This window comes from Nocardioides sp. GCM10030259, assembly GCF_042666375.1.
In the GTDB taxonomy this organism is placed as follows: Bacteria; Actinomycetota; Actinomycetes; order Propionibacteriales; family Nocardioidaceae; genus Nocardioides.
The window spans coordinates 42,520-61,481 of the sequence record NZ_JBHTDF010000011.1 but is presented as its reverse complement, the minus strand read 5'-3'; the positions used below and the strand labels follow the sequence as shown (position 1 = coordinate 61,481).

General features: G+C 72.6%; 15 protein-coding genes and 1 pseudogene. 10 read left to right on the top strand and 6 right to left on the bottom strand.

The features are described 5' to 3' along the window. Positions 1-75: 75 nt before the first annotated feature. On the top strand, positions 76-1,599 hold the full coding sequence (locus ACFQQI_RS11935) for an alpha-N-arabinofuranosidase (RefSeq protein WP_378562968.1): 1,524 nt from the start codon (positions 76-78) through the stop codon (positions 1,597-1,599). Here the strand turns inward: ACFQQI_RS11935 and ACFQQI_RS11930 are convergent. Beyond that, entirely contained in the window at positions 1,581-1,784 is a 204-nt protein-coding gene (locus ACFQQI_RS11930; protein WP_378562965.1) for a hypothetical protein, read from the bottom strand. The genes ACFQQI_RS11935 and ACFQQI_RS11930 overlap by 19 nt on opposite strands. A gap of 136 nt (positions 1,785-1,920) precedes the next feature. Here ACFQQI_RS11930 and ACFQQI_RS11925 point away from each other — a divergent pair, with 136 nt between their 5' ends. Continuing rightward, on the top strand, positions 1,921-4,818 hold the full coding sequence (locus ACFQQI_RS11925) for an ATP-binding protein (RefSeq protein WP_378562962.1): 2,898 nt from the start codon (positions 1,921-1,923) through the stop codon (positions 4,816-4,818). Here ACFQQI_RS11925 and ACFQQI_RS11920 read toward each other — a convergent pair. From ACFQQI_RS11920 to ACFQQI_RS11905, 4 genes are read right to left on the bottom strand one after another with little or no spacing between them, the layout of a single operon-like run. After that, a complete protein-coding gene (locus tag ACFQQI_RS11920; RefSeq protein ID WP_378562959.1) occupies positions 4,802-5,821 on the bottom strand; it encodes a saccharopine dehydrogenase family protein in 1,020 nt (339 codons plus the stop codon). The genes ACFQQI_RS11925 and ACFQQI_RS11920 overlap by 17 nt on opposite strands. A 4-nt stretch (positions 5,822-5,825) precedes the next feature. Beyond that, on the bottom strand, positions 5,826-6,563 hold the full coding sequence (locus ACFQQI_RS11915) for an N-acetyltransferase (RefSeq protein ID WP_378562956.1): 738 nt from the start codon (positions 6,561-6,563) through the stop codon (positions 5,826-5,828). 40 nt (positions 6,564-6,603) lie between these two features. After that, the gene (locus ACFQQI_RS11910) at positions 6,604-7,830 is read right to left on the bottom strand and encodes an MFS transporter (RefSeq protein ID WP_378562953.1); all 1,227 of its coding nucleotides are present in this window, start codon (positions 7,828-7,830) and stop codon (positions 6,604-6,606) included. After that, the gene (locus tag ACFQQI_RS11905) at positions 7,827-8,582 is read right to left on the bottom strand and encodes a DUF1684 domain-containing protein (protein ID WP_378562950.1); all 756 of its coding nucleotides are present in this window, start codon (positions 8,580-8,582) and stop codon (positions 7,827-7,829) included. The genes ACFQQI_RS11910 and ACFQQI_RS11905 overlap by 4 nt, the downstream gene beginning before the upstream one ends. Positions 8,583-8,669: 87 nt before the next feature. Here ACFQQI_RS11905 and ACFQQI_RS11900 point away from each other — a divergent pair, with 87 nt between their 5' ends. Next, the gene (locus ACFQQI_RS11900; RefSeq protein ID WP_378562947.1) at positions 8,670-9,803 is read left to right on the top strand and encodes an aromatic ring-hydroxylating dioxygenase subunit alpha; all 1,134 of its coding nucleotides are present in this window, start codon (positions 8,670-8,672) and stop codon (positions 9,801-9,803) included. Between the two features lie 24 nt (positions 9,804-9,827). On the opposite strand, the pseudogene ACFQQI_RS11895 reads toward ACFQQI_RS11900, so the two are convergent. Next, positions 9,828-11,858, bottom strand: a pseudogene (locus ACFQQI_RS11895) (acetate--CoA ligase family protein); the annotation flags it as partial. A 39-nt stretch (positions 11,859-11,897) separates the two neighbouring features. Between ACFQQI_RS11895 and ACFQQI_RS11890 the strand changes: the two are divergent. The 7 genes from ACFQQI_RS11890 to ACFQQI_RS11860 are packed head-to-tail and all read left to right on the top strand — an operon-like array spanning position 11,898 to position 18,961. After that, positions 11,898-12,554 (top strand): TetR/AcrR family transcriptional regulator, encoded by a 657-nt coding sequence (locus tag ACFQQI_RS11890; protein ID WP_378562944.1) that lies wholly within the window; start codon positions 11,898-11,900, stop codon positions 12,552-12,554. Then, on the top strand, positions 12,551-13,693 hold the full coding sequence (locus tag ACFQQI_RS11885; RefSeq protein WP_378562941.1) for a spermidine/putrescine ABC transporter substrate-binding protein: 1,143 nt from the start codon (positions 12,551-12,553) through the stop codon (positions 13,691-13,693). The genes ACFQQI_RS11890 and ACFQQI_RS11885 overlap by 4 nt, the downstream gene beginning before the upstream one ends. A gap of 1 nt (position 13,694) precedes the next feature. Continuing rightward, positions 13,695-14,579: an ABC transporter permease gene (locus ACFQQI_RS11880; protein WP_378562938.1), complete on the top strand. Its 885-nt coding sequence runs from the start codon at positions 13,695-13,697 to the stop codon at positions 14,577-14,579. Next, positions 14,579-15,415: an ABC transporter permease gene (locus ACFQQI_RS11875; RefSeq protein ID WP_378563287.1), complete on the top strand. Its 837-nt coding sequence runs from the start codon at positions 14,579-14,581 to the stop codon at positions 15,413-15,415. Before ACFQQI_RS11880 ends, ACFQQI_RS11875 begins: the two co-directional genes overlap by 1 nt. After that, complete coding sequence (locus tag ACFQQI_RS11870; protein ID WP_378562935.1) at positions 15,412-16,479, top strand: ABC transporter ATP-binding protein; 1,068 nt, start codon at positions 15,412-15,414, stop codon at positions 16,477-16,479. The genes ACFQQI_RS11875 and ACFQQI_RS11870 overlap by 4 nt, the downstream gene beginning before the upstream one ends. Continuing rightward, positions 16,476-17,795: a flavin monoamine oxidase family protein gene (locus ACFQQI_RS11865; RefSeq protein WP_378562932.1), complete on the top strand. Its 1,320-nt coding sequence runs from the start codon at positions 16,476-16,478 to the stop codon at positions 17,793-17,795. The genes ACFQQI_RS11870 and ACFQQI_RS11865 overlap by 4 nt, the downstream gene beginning before the upstream one ends. Further along, on the top strand, positions 17,795-18,961 hold the full coding sequence (locus ACFQQI_RS11860; RefSeq protein ID WP_378562929.1) for an acyl-CoA dehydrogenase family protein: 1,167 nt from the start codon (positions 17,795-17,797) through the stop codon (positions 18,959-18,961). The genes ACFQQI_RS11865 and ACFQQI_RS11860 overlap by 1 nt, the downstream gene beginning before the upstream one ends. The last annotated feature ends 1 nt before the right edge of the window (position 18,962 follow it).

Below are 18,962 nucleotides of genomic sequence, written 5' to 3'. Positions count from 1 at the left end.
TGGTCGAGACGGCGGCGATTGCGGGCGTGTGAACGTCGCTTTACATCGCCGCCGACCCCTTGTAGAACCGTCGCCGTGCCGACCGCGACGCTGACCCTCGACCCCGCTTACCGGATCGGCCCGGTCGACCGGCGCCTGTTCGGGACGTTCGTGGAGCACATGGGCCGCTGCGTCTACACGGGGATCCACGAGCCGGGTCACCCGACGGCCGACGAGGGCGGGTTCCGCGGCGACGTCCTCGACCTGGTCCGGGAGCTCGGCCCGACCATCGTGCGCTACCCCGGCGGCAACTTCGTCTCCGGCTATCGCTGGGAGGACGGCATCGGCCCCGTCGAGGAGCGGCCACGGCGCCTCGACCTGGCCTGGCGGGCCCTGGAGTCGAACGCCGTCGGCGTCGACGAGTTCGTCGCCTGGTGCCGCAGGGCCGACGTCGAGCCGATGATGGCGGTCAACCTCGGCACCCGGGGCGTCCGGGAGGCCGTCGACCTCCTGGAGTACTGCAACCACCCCGGCGGCACCCACCTCTCCGACCTCCGGCGCCGGCACGGTGCCGAGGAGCCGCACGACATCCGGGTCTGGTGTCTCGGCAACGAGCTCGACGGTCCCTGGCAGATCGGGCAGAAGACGGCGGCGGAGTACGGCCGGCTCGCCGTACAGACCGCCCACGCGATGCGGCGCGTCGACCCGCGGATCGAGCTGGTCGCCTGTGGCAGCTCCGGACCCCACATGCCGACCTTCGGCGAGTGGGAGGCGACCGTGCTCGCCGAGTGCTACGACGCGGTCGACCACATCTCGCTGCACCACTACCTCGACCCCACCCACCGCAGCCCCGCCGAGCACCTGGCGAGTCCGGTCGAGCTCGACCGCGCCATCGCCGACGTCATCGCGACCGCGGACCACGTCGGCGCCCGGCTGAAGTCACGGCACCGTCTGCGCGTGGCCGTCGACGAGTGGAACGTCTGGCGCCACGCCGAGTTCGGCGGCGAGGCGTCCCTGGACTGGGCGGAGAACCGCCCGCTCATCGAGGACACCTACGACGTCACCGACGCCGTGGTCGTCGGCGGCCTGCTCCTCACCCTGCTCCGGCACGCGGACCGGGTCGGCATCGCCTGCCAGGCGCAGCTCGTCAACGTCATCGCGCCGATCCGCACCGAGCCCGGCGGGCCCGCGTGGCGGCAGACGACCTTCCACCCGTTCGCCCAGGCGGCGCGGCACGCGCGCGGCGACGTGCTCCGCGTCGAGCCGGTCGTCCCGACCTACGACACCGCGGCCCACGGCGACGTACCCCTCGTCGACGCGGTCGCCACGCACGACGAGGACACCGGCGCGCTCACGCTGCTCGCCGTCAACCGATCGACGAGCGAGCCGGTCGACCTGACTGCGCTGGTGCGCGGCTTCCCGGGTCACCGGGTCGTCGAGGCCACCACGATCGCGCCCCGCCCCGGAGCCGGCATCGAGACCGTCAACACCGCGGCGGCTCCGGACGCCGTAGCACCGGTGGCGAACCCCGACGTCCGGCTCGAGGACGGCACCCTCTCGGCGCGCCTGCCCGCGGTGTCCTGGAACGTCATCAGGCTCGGTCAGTGGTTCAGCTCGTAGTAGTAGCGCGCCATCTGGGCCTTCCGGAGCGCGACGATCTCCTCGATCCCGAGCTCTCGAGACGCGGAGCCCGATCCGCAGGAGGTGTCGGTGGTCGCCTGCGCCGATGCCCCGATCAAGGTCCCGGCAAGGCAGATGGCGGCGGCGGCCGTGGCGAGGATCGCCCTGGTGGTGAAAGCGTTCATGGTCCTGGCTCCCTGGGTGAGTGTGGACCGCGAGCGTCACCCGGCCGGCCGCATGGTTGACGACACCTGACAGAACTGGCCACCCGGGGGATGCTTCTGGGAGGGATGCGCTGCTGGGGAGGGGCAGATGGAGGGGTTGCCACGTCCAGAGCTACCGCCTGGTGCCCAGCGGGAGCTGGTCGACACGCTCCACCTGCTCCACCACGAAGCCGGCTGGCCGAGCCTGCGGAGGCTGGCCCGCGAGGCCGGCTGCTCGCACACCACCGTGTCGGCAGCATTCTCTGCCCCGCGGCTGCCGTCGTGGGGCCTCCTCGAGCTGCTCGTGCGTGCGATGGGCGGGGACGTCGGGGAGTTCCACCGGCTGTGGCTGGCGGCGAGCAGCCCAGCGGCACCGAACGTGGCTGCTCCCGCGATCGCAGGGCGCGGAGCCGAGCTCGCCGTCGTGAAGCGGCACCTCGCCTCCGGCTCCGGCATGCTGCTGGTCACGGGCGAGGCCGGAATCGGCAAGACCCGGTTGGCCGACACAGCGGTGAGGTCGGTCGCCGAGGTGTTCGTCGCCGCAGGCTCCTGCCTTCCGCTGTCCGCGCAGGTCCCGCTGCTCCCGGTGACCGACGTGCTCCGGTCGATCCGCGAGGTCGCCGACGGCCGGTGGTTCGAGCGGGCCGTGGGCGGATGTCCGCCGTACGTCGCGGCCTCGCTGGCTCGCCTGCTTCCCGAGCTCGACCAGGGCCCCGAGCCGGCGGCGACACCCGATGACCCGTGGTGGCACCAGCGTCTGTTCTCAGCCGTCGGAGCGGCGCTGTCCGCGCTTGCGGAGACGAAGCCGCTTGCCGTCCTCATCGAGGACCTCCACTGGGCCGACCCGACCACGCTCGACCTCGTCGAGCACCTACTCGTCCGATCGGGGATCCCGCCGTTGCTGGCCACCTATCGGCCGGATGACCCGTCGACTCCGTCTGCGACCGGCGAGTGGTTCGACCGGGTCCGCCGTCAGCTCGGCGTGACGACACTCGAGCTGGGCCCGCTCACCCGCGCCGAGACCGCATCGCTGGTGGAGCTCGCCGGCGCCTCCCTCGCGCCGGAGGAGGTCGACCGGGTCCACCGGCGCTCGGGAGGACTGCCCCTCTTCGCCGAGCAGCTGGCGATGCTCCAGCCCGGCGAGGACGTCCTGCCCTCGCTGCTGGGAGACCTGCTCGATCGTCGGCTGGCCGGCCTCGGCGGCGACACGTGGGCAATCGCGCGGGCCCTGGGCATCGCCGACCGTCCACTGTCCGCCGCCGAGCTGTGCAGCATCACCGGCTTGACGCCCGCAGGCCTCACCGGTGGCCTGCACCGGCTGCGCGACCGCGGTCTCGTCGGGACCGCGGGCGATGGCGGCGTACGCCTGCGCCATCCCCTGTTCGCGGAGGCGGTACGTCGGCGCCTCGTCCCGGGAGAGGCCGAGGACGAGCACCGCCGACTCGCCCGCGTCCTGGCCGAAGCACCCGATCCGTCGGCCGGGGAGATCGCGGAGCACTGGCGCCAAGCGGGCGACGACCCGGAGGAGATCGGGTGGCGGATGCGGGCGGCGCGAGCGGCCGGCGCCCGGTTCGCGGCGGCGCAGGAGGCGGACCAGTGGCGACGCGTCCTCGATCTGTGGCCGGTAGACGTGGACTCCGTCGGTGAGCCACCCCTGCGCAGGGTCGACGCGTACGTCGCCGCGATCGAGGCACTCCAGGGCATCGACTGGCCGGCGGCGGCCGGCCTGGCCGACGAGGCCGTCGATAGCGTGGACGGCACCGCCGGGCCGAGGATCGTCGATCTCTGGCTGTGCGCCGGGGAGGCCCAGGGCAACGTCGGCAACCCCGAGGCCGGCATCGCTCTGGTCGACCGGGCCCTGGACGCCGAAGTCACTCACCGGGACCCGACGACGCGAGCGCGGGCCCTGCTCAGCCGTGCCTCTCTCCTCTCCGGGCTCGACCGCATCGACGAAGCCGTCACCGCGAACGCGCAGGCCATCGAGGCCGCCCGGGTCGCCGATCCGGTCATCCACCGCAGGGCCCTGCTCTGGCAGGCCGCCCACAGCGCCGACACCGGACGTCTGGAGGAGGCCCTCGCCCACATCGGGACGGCGGCGCGCGTCCAGACCAGGGACCCCGACCCGGTGGGCGACGTCCGCACGGCGGTCTTCCACACCCACATCCTCCTGATCGCCTGCCGGAGCGCCGACGACGTCCGCGAGGCGGGACGACCCGGACTCTCAGCGGCGGCGGCCTGGGGCATCGACGACTTCCTGACCTCGGTCCTGCTCGGCAACATCTCGAGTGCGCTTCGACGCGCCGGGCGCGTGCCCGAGGCAGCGGCCGTCATCGATCCCGCGACCGAAGGGGCGCCGGAGCCGCACCGGTGGCCGACCTACAGCGAGCGCGGGATCCTGGACCTGCTCCGCGGACGCGCGGAGGAAGCCACCCGACTCCTCGATGCGGTGTCCGGGACATTCGTCGTCGACCCGGCCAACAGAGCCGAGTGCGCGCGGGACCTCCCGACGGTCGACCTGTGGTGCGGTCGCGCCCGATCGGCGTACGACCGGCTCGTCGCCGCGCTTCGGGAGCTGACGCCCGTCGAGGACTCGGCCGTGGACACCGCCGGCCTGCTGGTGCTGGCGGCCCGGGCGGCGGCGGACGTTGCCGAGGCGCCGGCCGGGTCCGCCTCGGCACGCCACGAGATGGCGCAGGAGCTCCAGGGCCTGCTCGCCGGCGCCGCGAGGGACCCGTTCGGCGGCCCGGCCTCCTACGCCGACCGCCCTGCCCTCCGCGCCACCTGGACGGCCGAGCTCGCCCGGCTCGCGGGACGCCCGTCGCTGGAGCGCTGGGTCGGAGCGGCTGCCGCGTGGGACGCCATCGGCCGTCCGCACGACTCGGCCTACTGCCGGTGGCGTGGCGCCCGCGTCGCCACCGCGACCGGACAGGCGGGCGTGGCAGCCAAGCTCCTGCGCCGCGCCGAGCGCGACGCCCGCGAGCACGTGCCGCTGCTCGCGCTCATCCGGGCGAGCTGACGACGAAGCCTGCGACGGTGCGCTCCAGGCTGGACAGCACGTCTGCCGCAGCGAACGCCTGCCCCGGCGCCAGCGCTCCCGAGCCGTTGCGTCGGCCGTCGATGAGCCGGGCCGCGCCCTCGACGATGATCGGGGCCGAGACGGCGTAGATGTCGCGTCCCGTGGCGCGGAGTCGGCGCACGTCGGCGCCGCGGCGTACGACGACGTCGACGACGAACTGCTGCTCCGACCGCCCCGCCTCGTCCGTCGCGCTCGGCGCCGGCGTCGCCGCGTTGCGGAGCTCCTCCAGGGCCGCGGTGTTGAGGTGGGAGCGGAGCTCGCCGACCTCGAGGTGCCGGTGGATCGTGATGACCTCCGAGAACGGCAGCTCGACGACGGCCTGCTCGCCGAACGGCTCCGGGTAGGCCCAGGTGCCGGTCGGCGCCGGGTTCGCCAGCGCCGCCAGCGCTCCGGCACGGATGACCTGGCGGGTCGCGGTGTTGCGGGCTCCGGTGACCCGGGTGCCCTCCGTCGGCCACCAGTGGTCGAGGCCGATCGCGACCTCGACCTCGTCGGCCCGGTGGTCGCCGTCGAGTGTGGCTGTGACGAGCAGGTCGGCGACGCCGCCGTAGAACGCCATCGCGGGGACGACCGCGACCCCGGCCTCCCGGGCAGGCCCGTCGAGCTCGCGGTAGAGCTCCTGCACGACCGGCTGCTCGGCGGTCACGTCGAGGTAGTGGGCGCCGGCCGCGACGGCGGCGCGCGCCAACGGAAGGGCCGTGTCGATGAACGGTCCGGCGCAGTTGATCACCGCGCCCACTCCGGACAGTGCCTCCCGGAGCCGGTCGGGGTCGTCGAGGGCGACCTCGCGCAGGTCGAGCGTCGTGTGGCTCGGCGCGGCGGCGGCCAGCCGCTCGGCGCTGCGGCCGGCCGGCACCGGCGTCAACCCGCGCCGCAGCAGCTCGTCGACGACGAAGCGCCCCGTGTGACCGGTGGCGCCGTAGACCAGGACTCGTGTGCTCATGCGGTCATCCTCGGGGGGTGCGGTGCCGGACCCACACGTTGGGCTCGACGTAGACGGCCGTGCCGTGCTCGGCGTCGCAGAGCACCGGGGCCAGCCCCTGCGCGACCTCGACGGGGCCGGTCCGGTCGAACGGCAGGCCGGTCCACTCACGCCACTCCTCGAGCGTGCCGGGGATGACCATCGAGCGCGGCGCGACGCGGTCGATCCGGCCGCCGGCGCGCACGTGGACGCGCAGCCAGGGATCGACGGGCAGGCCGTCGGGACGGGTCCGGAAGGCGTAGTCGACCATCGGCTCGTGGATGTCGGTCTTGCCGTTGGGCCGAACCGGCGCGACCAGCTCGTCGAACCCGTGCCGTCCGGCATTGGCGCTCATCGCCGCGAGCATCTGGCCCGAGAGGCCGGTGCCCTGCAGCCCCGGCACGATGACGATCTCGACCGCGGAGATGGCATTGGGCTCCCACCCGGACACCAGCCCGCGCAGCCCGCGCCGGATCGCGCCGTCCCAGCCGTCGTCGGGCAGGTCGTCGCCGTCGAGCACGAACGGGATCGAGAACGCCTTGGCAACGATCTCGCCGGTCTCGTCCTGGCCGACGAGCACGTAGTCGGCGAACTGCTCCACGAGCGCGTAGTAGGTGTTGCCGATCGGGTCGTGCCGCATGAACTCCGGCCACGAGGTCTCCATGTCCCAGAAGACGTCCATCAGGTCCGGGCGGTCGGCGAGGACCGAGATGCTCAGCTCCACCGGGACATCCTGTCGGACCCGGCCGCGCCGGGCACCGGAATTACGCGCGGCGGAGGGTGGTCCAGAGCAGCACGAAGGCAACGGCCTGGAGAGCGCCGACGCAGGCCACCAGCACCGCGACGTGGTCGACCACCAGCGCGCCGGCCAGCGCACCACCGCCGAGGGCACCGATGCCCTGGACCGCCGCGAAGATCCCGTACGCCGTCGCGCGCCGGCTCGGTCCGACCAGGCTCGCGACGTACGCCTTGACCGTCGAGTCCTGCACCCCGGTGGCGGCGCCCCAGACGACGATCCCGGCCAGCACCAGCCACAGCTGGTCGGAGAACGCCGCCGCCGGCACGAGCGCGACGAGCACCGGTACGACGAGCAGGATCCGCGGCCCCCAGCGGTCGTACGTCTCGCCGGTGGCGAGGGCCGCGACAGCCTGGACCGCCATGGCCAGGGCGTAGACGACCGGCACGGCGGCGAGGCCCACGATCCCGGCGTCGACGAGGCGGTAGGAGATCACCCCGAACGTCATCAGTCCGGCGGTGCTCAGCGCGGTGGACAGCGAGAACACGTGGAAGACACCCGGGAGGTCGGTGCCGAGCACGGCGGAGCGCAGGCTCCGCCTGCCCGTCGGGGCGGGGGCCGGGTCCTCGGCGGGGTCCGGCTGCGCGAGCGACGGCACGCGGCGGCGGAGCTGGGCGAGGAGCACCAGCGACAGGGCGCCCGGGATGGCCAGCAGTGCGAGGCCGGGCCAGTACTCCCCCGTCACCGCGACGACTCCGGCGAGGAGCAGGGGGCCGGCGAACGCGCCCACCTGGTCGAGGGCCTTGTGCACCCCGAAGCCGCGGCCCTGGCCGGTCTGCACCGCCATCCGCGCGAGCAGCGCGGACTTCGCGGGGCTGCGGATCGCCTTGCCGGTGCGTTCGAGCAGGATCAGCGTCGATGCGACGGCGACACCCGCGGCCCCGATGAACGGCGCGATCGCGAGCAGCGGGACGCACACGGCGGTCATCGCGTAGCCGACGACCGTCAGCCGCCAGTGCCGCTGGCTCTGGTCCGCCCAGGCGCCGGTGAACAGCCGCAGCACGAGCGCGATGCCCTCGCCTGCGCCCGTCACGATCCCGACCGTGAGCGCCGATGCACCCAGCGTGCCCAGGAACGGACCGGCCACCGAGCGCATGCCCTCGTAGACCATGTCGGCCGCCAGGCTCACGAGCCCGAAGGCGAACACGGCCCGCCACGGCGACCAGTGCGGCCTCTCGACGTTCGTCGCCGTCATGGCCGGCCGGCTCCGAGGTCCGGGATCTGCTCACCCGCCTCGACCGCGAAGGGCAGCGTGTTCTCCGCCGGCGGCAGCGGGCAGGTGACGAGGTCGGTGTAGGCGCACGGCATGTTGAACGCCCGGTTGAAGTCGATCTCCACGGTCCCGTCACGCGGCGGTGGGTCGACGAGCAGCTGGCGGTTGGCGGCGTACGTCGTGACGCCCGATGTCGCGTCCCGGAAGAGGATCCACAGCGAACCGTCCGACTCGCCCCACGCGACCAGCCGGCGCTCCGCGCCGTCGTGCACGAAGCGGACCTCGCCGACCGCCTCCCCGTCGACCGTCGGGTAGGCCTCGAACCGGCCCGCCTTCACCCACGCGGCGTCGGGCGGGTAGCAGGGGGTGCCCCGGTAGGCCCGCCGCAAGGGCGTGTCGGGGTGCCTCGGGCGCACGATGACGCTGCCGTCCCGCCCGGCCACCTCGGCGATGGCGTCGCCGAAGGCGACCTGCACGCCGGTGTAGTCGAGCGGCCCGAGCTCGTGTGCCCCCTCCGCGAGCTCGGCGTTCCCCGAGCGGAGAGTCTCCCCCGGCGCCAGCGTCACGAGGGCGCGATCGTCGGCGCCGACCCACTCACCAGGAACGTCGTCGAAGCGCTGCGGATCGTCGGTCAGCCAGTGGATCGCCGTGATGGCCAACCACCCGTGCGCGTCCCGCAGACGCCCCTCCCGGCCGTCACGCCAGGCCCGCCACTCGTCCGCGAAGTCGGTCACCCGACCATCGTTCCACCGACCGGATACGGCGCGTGCAGCGGTGCTCGAACCATGGCACCCACAACTGACTGACTGTACAGTTAGCGAATGGCGAGCGAGATCCGCAGCACGTTGCCCGGGCCGGCCTACCACTCCGACGAGACCTACGCCGTCGACAAGGAGCGGGTGTTCTACCGCAACTGGGTGTACGTCGGACGCGCGGAGCGGGTGGCCAGGCCGGGCGCCTGGCTGCGCGTCGAGATCGCCGACGAGAGCATCCTGGTCGTCCGCGGCAAGGACGAGCGGATCCGCGGGTTCTACAACGTCTGCCGGCACCGCGGCTCCCGGATCTGCGACGACGACCACGGGGAGGTGCGCACCCACCTGCGCTGTCCGTACCACGCGTGGGGCTACGCGCTCGACGGGACGCTCGTGACGACCCCGATGATCGAGAAGGACGAGATCGACCGTGCCTCGACGTCTCTCTGGCCTGTCCACGTCGACGTGTGGGAGGGCTTCGTCTTCGTGAACCTCGGCCGCGAGCAACCGCGGCCCCTCCGCGACCACCTCGCCGACCAGCAGGACGACCCGCTGGGGCTGGCGAGGTTCGGCCTGGCCGACCTGCGCATCGGCCACATCACGGTCAACGACGTGCAGGCCAACTGGAAGATCGTCATCGAGAACTACAACGAGTGCCTGCACTGCCCGACGATCCACCCCGAGCTGGTCGCCGTCGTCCCGGCGTACAAGAAGGGCAACATCTTCGAGAGCGACCGCGCCGACGGCGGTGTCTCCCTGGCCGACGGGCGTACGGCGATCGTCGACGACCCGCGGCTGCGGCTGCCGCTGCTGCCGGGGTTCCACCAGGACGGCGACCCGGAGTCCTACTACGGCGCCGGCGTCTATCCGACGATGTTCCTCGACGTCGACGGGTCGAGCTGCCTGGCGACGGCGGTGTTCCCGACCGGCCCCCGGAGCTCGCGGCTGGTGACGGAGTACCTGTTCAGCCCCGAGGCGCTCGCGGACCCCGCGTTCGACCCGTCGCCGATCGTGGAGTTCAACGAGCGGGTGACCCACCAGGACAACGAGGCGTGCGAGCGCGTCCAGCGCGGAGTGACGTCACGCGCCTTCGACCACGGCGTCTTCCCGGCCAAGGACTCCTGGGTCCACGGCTTCGACCAGCGCTACCTGCGCGACGTCGCCGACGAGGACGACACGCGCGTCGAGCGCCAGGACGCCTGAGGGCCCGGCGAGCACCGGGTTGAGCTCCAGCTCCGCGACGTCGGGATGGGTGGCCGCGAGGCGCGAGACGCGCGCGACGACCGTGGCCAGCGCGTCCACGTCGACGATCGCGCGCCCACGGGCCCCACGGAGCAGCGGGGCGCCCTGCAGGGACAGCAGCAGCCCCCGGGCGGCCTCGACCGAAACCGGTGCGATCGCGCAGGCGGTGTCATCGAGCACCTCGGTGAAGACCCCGCCGAGCCCGACCATGACGACCGCGCCGAACTTCGGGTCGCGGACGCTCCCGACGATCAGCTCAACCCCGCCAGGGACATCGGCCATCTCCTCGACGGAGACGGCCGGCGGGGACAGCCGCGCGACCAGGTCGGCGTACGCCGCCCGCGCGGCGTCGACGTCGCCGAGGTCGAGCACCACCCCGCCGCCCTCGGACTTGTGCAGTCGGCCGGTCGCCTTGAGGACGACCGGGAACCGCAGGCGTGCGAGCGCGGCGTCCAGCTCTGCTTCGTCCCCGACGGACACTGCGGCGGGGAAGGCGATGCCGGACCCGGCGACCAGGCTGCGGACCGCGTCGTACGACGTGTCGTTGACGGGCGGCGCGGGCTCCGGCACCGGCTCGGCGAGGCCCGCGGTGTCGGGCCGGACGAGTCCCGCCAGGACGGCGCACGCGCGGTCGACGTCTCGGTGGACGGGGATACCGGCCGCCCGCAGCACGTCCGCAGACGGGCTGCCGGGGTGGATCGTCTGCACCACCAGCGGCTTGGCCTGCCCGGCGACCGCGGCCGCGATCCGGGTGGCCGCCGCCAGCTCGGGCTCCGACAGGGCGGACTGCTCGGTCGCGTAGCCGCCGAAGTAGCCGGTCAGCAGCACCCCGTCGACCTGGTCCGACCCGAGCAGGCACTCGACCCCGCGGGCGTAGCTCGCGACGTCCTGCTCCCCGGCGCCGGCGAGGTCGACGGGGTTGGCGCCCGTGCCCTGCGACCCCAGCGCCGCCTCGAGCTCGGCGACCACGCCGCCGGCCAGCTCCGGCGTGGCCAGCCCGACGGCGGCGAGTGCGTCCGCGGCCACCGCGCCGTGCCCTCCTCCGTCGGTCAGGATCGCGACGCGCCGCCCCGACATCCGTCGCTGCTCGCGGAGCGCGACCAGCAGGTCGGCCATCTGGGTCGGGTGGTGCACGCGATGTGCCCCGACGGCCGCGCAGGCCGCGTCCATCACGCGCGAGCCACTGGTCAGCGAGCCGGTGTGTGAGGCCGCGCCGCGAACCGCCGCCTCGCTGTGTCCGGGCGCCAGCACGACCAGCGGCTTGCCGGCGTGCCCCAGCGCGCGGGCGGCCTCGATGAAGGCGCGACCGTCGACGACGTCCTCGGTGTACACGGCGACGGCACGCGTCCCGTCGTGATCGACACATGCACGGAGGAGGTCGACGAGCCCCAGGTCCGCCTGGTTGCCGAGCGAGACGAACCGCGAGACGCCCAGGCCCCGGGCCTCCAGGAGCCCGGCGAGGTCGAGCACGAGGTTGCCGCTCTGGCTGAGGACGGCGACGTCCCCCGCCGGAAGGACGGCGTGGGCGAGCTGGAGGCCCGTACCTGTGTCGACGATGCCGAGGCAGTTCGGACCGAGCAGCATGGCGCCGGCACCGCGGGCGAGGGCGAGCGCCTCGGCCTCGACCCGGGCACCGTCGGCTCCGGTCTCGGCGAGGCCGGCGGTGATCCCGACGATCGCGCGGGCCCCGGCGGCGACGGCGTCGCCCACCGCCGCCACGAAGCCGGTCGCCGGCACGCACAGCACGGCCAGGTCGATCGGCCGCCCGTGGGCGTCCGCCGCCGCCCGCGCCGTGGGATGGGTCGGGCGGCCGAGCACGTCGCCGCCGTTCCGGTTGACGAGGAACACCGTGCGGTCCCCCGGGGACGCCAAGGCCCGTCGGCTGAGGATGTGGCCCCACTTGGCGGAGTCCGCGCTGGCGCCGACGATCGCGACCGCCCGGGGGGCGAAGAGCGCGTCCCAGGATGCGGGTGCCGACGCCACCGGCGATCCTTGACGCCTCACGGCGCCGACCATAGCATCGCCTGACTGATTGACCAGTCAAACGGAGGCCGGGTGCCGAAGACCCAACGCGAGCGGGCCGCCGCCGACGCCCGCGACAAGATCCTCGCGGCCGCCGCCGAGTGCATCGTCCGGGACGGGCTCGCGCAGGTCCGCATGGCCGCCATCGCGCGCACCGCAGGCGTGTCCGCGGGGTTGCTGCACTACCACTTCGACACGAAGGAGCTCCTCTTCGCCGAGGTGCTCCGCTACTCGCACGCCGTCTCGGCCGAGCTCAACCAGCACGCTCTCGACACCGCCGGCGACGACGCGGCCGAGCGACTGTCGTCGTTCCTCGACCGGTGCCTGCCGAGCGACGAGCAGCGCGCCGCCGAGTGGCTGCTCTGGCAGGAGCTGGCCCTGCTGTGCATCCGGGACCCCCACCTCGCCAAGGTCGGGGCCGAGCTCTACGAGGACCTCTACGGCACCGTCGCCGACATCGTCCGCGAGGGCCTGTCCGCGGGGGTCTTCTCCACGACGCTCGAGCCGCGGTCCGTGGCCGAGTCTGCGATCGCCCTCACCGACGGCCTCGGGGCCCGGGTCCTCGCGCGGGACCCGAACCTCGGGATCGACGAAGCGCGCGCGACCATAGCCGCCACGGTCGGCGTCCTGGTCGGCCACGACGGACCGCTCCCGGCACCAGCGACGGTCGCAGGCGGGGCCGAGGAGTGACCCCCCGCCCCGGTCTCGAGCCGCCCCGCCCGACACGACGGGGGCTCCTGACCGGCGGCCTCGCGCTGGGTGCGTCGCTGGCGCTGCCCGGCTGCGCCTACATCCGCGACGACGCGCCCGCCGACGCGCCACTCCCCGAGTCGGCGAAGGCCGAGATCGACGGCGACCTCGTCTACTTCAACTGGGCCGACTACCTCGCCCCGAGCGTGGTGAAGGGCTTCCAGAAGGAGTACGGCGTCAAGGTCATCGAGTCCAACTACGACTCGATGGAGGGCATGTACGCCAAGATCGCGGCCGGCAACCAGTACGACATCGTCTTCCCGATCGCCAAGTGGGTCGTCAAGCTCCGGCGCGAGGGGAAGCTCCGGGCCATCGACCCGGCCCAGCTGCAGAACGCCGACCAGGTCTTCTACTCCGGGTCCTACTTCAACGACCCCTGGTACGACGCGGGGTCCGCGGCGTCGATCCCCTTCACGGTCTACAAGACCGGGATCGGCTGGCGGACCGACAGGGTCGCGACGATGACCGGCAGCTGGGAGGACCTCTGGAACGACGAGGGCCGCGACCGCATCTTCACCCTCGACGACCAGGACGAGGCGCTGGCCATGGCCGCGCTGCTGCTCGGCTACGACGTCAACACCGCGAAGCCCTCCGAGCTCGAGGACATCAAGGACCTCCTGATCAGCCAGAAGGAGTACCTCCGCGCGTACTCCTCCGACGACGTCAACAACATGGTGAGCGGCGACGCGTGGATCCACCACATGTGGAGCGGCGACTTCCTCTACCTGCGCGAGGGGCTGGTCGACGACCCGACGGCGTACGACTTCGAGTCGCCCAGCGAGGGCACGCCGATCAACTCCGACGCCTACGTGATCCCCACGAATGCCGAGCATCCGGGCACGGCGATGGTCTTCATCGACTACCTGCTGCGGCCCGAGAACGCGATCAAGAACATGCAGTACCTCTACTACCCGTTCCCGGTGAAGGACGCGCTGCCCGCGTTCGCCGAGCTCGCGAAGGACGTGCCGGCCTGCAACGTCGAGATCTCCGACCTGGAGAACGAGAACGTCTTCCGGCTCCTCGGCACCGACGAGGTCCAGCGCCGCGCGGCGGTGTGGACCGAGGTGAAGGCGAGCTGAGGTGGCCGGCGTCGAGCAGGTCGCGAAGCGGGCGCCGCGGTCCGCTCAGCGCACGACGCTGTGGGGCTGGCTGCTCGCGCTGCCGACGGCCTGGATGGTGCTCTTCTTCGTCTCCAGCATGGGGATCATCGTCCTGCTGTCCTTCGGCCGCACCACCAACGACGGCTACCCGGTGTTCGCGACCAGCACCGCCAACTACCGCGCGATCTGGAACGAGGTCTACCTCGAGCTCTTCCTGCGCTCCCTGGTCTACGCGCTCGCGACCGTGGTGATCTCCGCGCTGATCGCCTACCCGGTCGCCTACGCCATCGCGCTGCACGGCGGGCGCTACAAGAACGCCCTGATCGCGGCGATCGTCGTCCCCTTCTTCGCCAGCTACCTGATCCGGATGTACGCCTGGAAGGCGCTGCTCTCCGACGACGGCCTGGCCAACAGCGCGCTGCGCAGCACCGGGATCAGCGAGGGCATCACGTTCCTCAACACGCCCTGGGCGGTGATCGGCGGCCTCGTCTACGGGTTCGTGGTCTTCATGATCCTGCCGGTCTACGCGTCGCTCGAGCGGCTGGACACCTCGCTCATCGAGGCCGGGAAGGACCTCTACCACAGCCCGGTCCGCACGTTCTTCGCCGTGACCCTGCCGGCGACCCGTGCCGGCCTGTACGGCGGCGTGCTGCTGGTGTTCCTGCCGGCGCTCGGCGACTTCGTCAGCGCGCAGCTGCTGGGCGGCGCGAACACCTACATGATGGGCAACCTGGTCCAGCAGCAGTTCGCCGAGGGACAGAACTGGCCGCTGGGCTCCGCGTTGACCGTCGGCATGATGGCCGCGCTGACCGTGCTCATGGTCGCCTACCTCCGGGCGACCGCGACGCGAGGCGGTGAGCGGTGATGGCGCGCAGCCGCGGGCTCGAGCGGAAGCCGCTCGTCGCCGTCGTGGTGACGATCTGCTTCTTCGCCTGGCTCTACCTGCCGATCCTCGCCGTCGCGCTGTTCAGCTTCAACGACAGGAAGTCGCTCTCGTCGTTCTCCGGCTTCAGCCTGCGGTGGTACGACGACCTCGTCCACAACGAGGCCCTGCTCGACTCGCTGGTCGCCAGCCTCAAGATCGCGACCGTCGCGACGCTCGGTTCGCTCGTGCTCGGCACCATGCTCGCGCTCGGTCTCGAGCGGGTCCGGTCGCGCCGGGGCCGGGTCATCGGAGCGGTCACCCTCCTCCCCCTCGTCACCCCCGAGATCGTCACCGGGGTGGCCGCGCTGCTGCTGTTCACCGGGATCGGGCTCAAGCTCTCGATGACCACGGTCATCCTCGCCGAGATCACGTTCTCGATCGCCTACGTCACCGTGATCGTGCGCGGCCGGCTGGCCGGCGTCGCGCTCGAGGTCGAGGAGGCGGCTCGCGACCTCGGCTGCACGCCGTTCCAGGCCCTGCGCCTGGTGACCATCCCCACCTTCGCCCCGGCCCTGCTCGGCGCCGGGCTGCTCGTCTTCGCCCTGGTCTTCGACGACTTCGTGCTCGCGTTCTTCACCACCGGGGTCGACCCCCAGCCCCTGCCGGTGCGGGTCTACTCCTCGATCCGATTCGGCGTCTCCCCCGCCATCAACGCGATCGGCACGCTGATGCTGCTCGCCTCGGCCGCGCTGATCGTGGCCGCCCTCCTGCTCCCGCGCCTGTTCAGCCGCGGGAGCTCCAGCCTGGACCTGATCGCCGGAGGTGATCGTCGGTGAGCACCCCCTCGGTGTCCCTGCGCGGCCTGACCAAGGTCTTCGGCGGCGCGACCGTCGTCGACGACCTCGACCTCGACATCGCGAGCGGCGAGTTCTTCTCCCTGCTCGGCCCGTCGGGATGCGGCAAGACGACGACGCTGCGGATGATCGCCGGCTTCGGCGACCCCACTGCGGGCACGATCGTCGTCGACGGCGAGGACGTCACCGCCACCCCACCGCACCAGCGCGACGTCAACACCGTGTTCCAGAGCTACGCCCTCTTCGAGCACCTCGACGTTCGCGGGAACGTCGGCTTCGGCCTGCGCCGCAAGGGGCTCGACCGGCGCACGCTCGACCGGCGCGTCTCCGACATGCTCGAGCTGGTCGAGCTCGGCGACCGGGGCAAGGAGAGGCCGAGCCGGCTGTCCGGTGGCCAGCGCCAGCGGGTCGCGCTCGCCCGGGCGTTGATCAACGAGCCGAAGGTGCTGCTGCTCGACGAGCCGCTGGCCGCGCTCGACCTCAAGCTGCGGCACGCGATGCAGGCCGAGCTGAAGGCGATCCAGCGCGAGGTCGGCATCACGTTCCTCTTCGTCACCCACGACCAGGACGAGGCGCTCAGCATGAGCGACCGGGTGGCGATCATGAACCAGGGCGTCATCGAGCAGTGCGGCACGCCCGAGGACGTCTACGAGCACCCGACCTCGGTGTTCGCGGCCGGCTTCATCGGCACCAGCAACCTGATGCACGGCACCTGGTCCTCCGGCCACGTGACCGTCTGCGACACGTTCAAGATCCCGGCGCCCGGCCACGGCACCTCGGCCGAGGGGGACGCCGTCAGCGTGGCGGTCCGTCCCGAGAAGATCTGGCTCACCGACCTGACCCCGGCGATGTTCCGGGTGCCCGGAACGATCGTCGCGACCAGCTACCACGGATCCACCACCCAGTACGTCGTCTCGATCACCTCCGAGCTCACCGTCACCGTCCTCGAGCAGAACCTCCCGCGGATGCGCACCGAGGACCGGTGGAACCCCGGCGACCGCGTCGAGATCGGCTGGCTGCCCGAGCACACGGTGGTGCTCACATGACGCGCGCGGACGTCGTCGTCGTGGGCGCCGGCCTGGCCGGCCTGGCCGCCGCGCGCGACCTCGAAGCCGGCGGCGCCCGCGTCACGGTGCTGGAGGCCCGGGGCCGGGTCGGTGGGCGGGTCGAGCAGGTCGAGCTCGACGACGGCCGGCGGGTCCAGCTGGGTGGCGAGGTGGTCGGCAGTGCCCACACGAGCTACCTCGGACTGGTCGAGGAGCTCGGGCTGACCGTCACGGCGTCGTACGTCGCGGAGCCGGGCGAGATCACCCGCCAGGTACCGGGCTCGGTCGACGTCGGCGACTGGCCGTCCTGGTGCACGCCGGCCGACCGGTCGTCCTACGACCAGGTCGAGTCCGCGCTCGACAAGGTACTGGCCTCGATCGACCCCGACGACCCCTGGTCGTGCCCGGACCTGGGACGGCTGGACCGGATCAGCGTCGGCGAGTGGCTGCGCGAGGTCGGCGCCTCGCCCGGGGTGCTGCGGCTCTGGGAGCTCGTCCACCTGGGCCTGGCCGACGGCTCGATCGAGCGGCAGAGCCTCTTCGCCTACGCCCGCAAGATCGTCGTCGGCGGGACGACCGGCAGCTACGACGTCGAGCAGTGGGAGAACCTCCGGGTCGCCGAGGGCTCGGCCACCGTGGCGTCGACGATGGCCGCGGGGCTGCGCGACGTGCGCCTGTCGACGCCGGTGAGCAGCATCCGGGTCTCGTCGTCCGGCAGCGTGGTGACGACCGGCGCCGGCGAGCAGCTGAGGGCCGACGCGGTCGTCGTCGCGGTGCCGGCCGGGCCGGCGCGGGACATCGACATCGAGGGCGTGAGCGAGCCCCGGCTGACGTCCCTCCGGCGTCAGCGGCACGCCCTCGCCGCGAAGTTCGTGGCGGCGTACGACGAGCCCTTCTGGCGCGAGCGGGGACAGAATGCGCTGTCCGAGAGCGAGGGTGTCCTCGGGTCGACCTGGCCGCAGCAGCACGGCGTGCTGTCGGCGCTGGTCCCCCCGGAGCGGTACGCCGCCTTCCTGGCCGCCGACCCCGGGACGCGGACCCGCGAGGCGCTGGCGCAGGTGGCCGAGCTGTTCGGGCCCGAGGCGACCGCGCCTCGGCAGACCTGGACCCGGCTCTGGGGCACCGACCCCTGGACCCAGGGCTACGTGACGAACTGGCGACCGGGCGACGTGCTGGCCGTCGGACCGCTGCACGGCACCCACGAGCCACCGTTCTACGTCTGCGGCTCCGACCAGTGGGTCGCGGGCTACATGGAGGGCGCCGTCCGGACCGGCCGCGGTGCGGCCGCGGCCGCACTCGCAGGGAAGGGAAGCTGATGGACTTCGGGCTGACCGACGAGCAGCGCAGCATCGTGGAGGTGACCCGCGCCTTCGTCGAGCGTGAGCTGCTCCCCCACGAGGCGGAGGTCGAGCGCACGGGCGTGCTGAGGCCCGAGCTCGCCGCGCAGATCCGCGCGAAGGCGCTGGCCGCCGGCATCTACGCCGCGAACATGCCCGAGGAGGTCGGCGGCGCCGGTCTCGACACGGTCACCTGGGTGCTCTACGAGAAGGAGCTCGGCCGGGCCAACTACGCGCTGCACTACACGGGCGTCGTACGACCGTCGAACATCCTGCTGGCGGGCACCGAGGCGCAGCGCGAGAAGTACCTCTACCCGTGCGTCCGCGGCGAGAAGATCGACTGCCTGGCGATGACCGAGCCGGGCGCCGGGTCCGACATGCGCGGCATGCGCACGAAGGCGACCCGCGAGGCCAGTGATGGGCAGGGTGGCTGGCGGATCAAGGGGTCCAAGCACTTCATCAGCCACGCCGACGAGGCGGACTTCGTGATCCTGGTGGCGGTGACGGGGACGGACGACGCCGGCCGGCCGGAGATGTCGACGTTCCTGGTCGACCTCGACACCCCGGGCCTGACGGTGCATCCCGGCTACCGCAACGTCTCGCACCGTGGCTACACCAACTCGATCCTCGACTTCGACGACGTGCAGGTGGGCGCCGACGCGCTGCTCGGCGAGGAGGGCAAGGGCTTCGAGCTGGCCGGCACGTGGCTCGGCTCGACCCGCCTGCAGGTCGCGGCGTCCTGCCTCGGACGGGCCGAGCGGGCGCTGGAGCTGTCCGTTCAGCAGGCGGCGACCCGCGAGCAGTTCGGCCAGCCGATCGGGCGCTTCCAGGGCATCGGCTTCAAGCTCGCCGACATGGCGACCGAGCTGCGGGCCGCCGAGCTGATGACCCTGCACGCCGCCTGGCGGTACGACCAGGGCATCGCCACCGACGCCGACATCGCGATGGCCAAGCTCAAGGCGACGGAGATGCTCGCGATGGTGTCGGACGAGGCGATCCAGATCCACGGCGGCATGGGCCTGATGGACGAGCTTCCGCTCGAACGGATCTGGCGGGACGCCCGGATCGAGCGGATCTGGGACGGCACGTCGGAGATCCAGCGCCACATCATCAGCCGGTCGCTGCTGCGACCGTTGGGAGCCTGAC

Coding starts and splice junctions, on each gene's coding strand:
- ACFQQI_RS11900 (WP_378562947.1), top strand. CDS start 8,670: ATGGCGAGCGAGATCCGCAGCACGTTGCCCGGGCCGGCCTACCACTCC.
- ACFQQI_RS11875 (WP_378563287.1), top strand. CDS start 14,579: ATGGCGCGCAGCCGCGGGCTCGAGCGGAAGCCGCTCGTCGCCGTCGTG.
- ACFQQI_RS11930 (WP_378562965.1), bottom strand. CDS start 1,784: ATGAACGCTTTCACCACCAGGGCGATCCTCGCCACGGCCGCCGCCGCC.
- ACFQQI_RS11910 (WP_378562953.1), bottom strand. CDS start 7,830: ATGACGGCGACGAACGTCGAGAGGCCGCACTGGTCGCCGTGGCGGGCC.
- ACFQQI_RS11920 (WP_378562959.1), bottom strand. CDS start 5,821: ATGAGCACACGAGTCCTGGTCTACGGCGCCACCGGTCACACGGGGCGC.
- ACFQQI_RS11860 (WP_378562929.1), top strand. CDS start 17,795: ATGGACTTCGGGCTGACCGACGAGCAGCGCAGCATCGTGGAGGTGACC.
- ACFQQI_RS11865 (WP_378562932.1), top strand. CDS start 16,476: ATGACGCGCGCGGACGTCGTCGTCGTGGGCGCCGGCCTGGCCGGCCTG.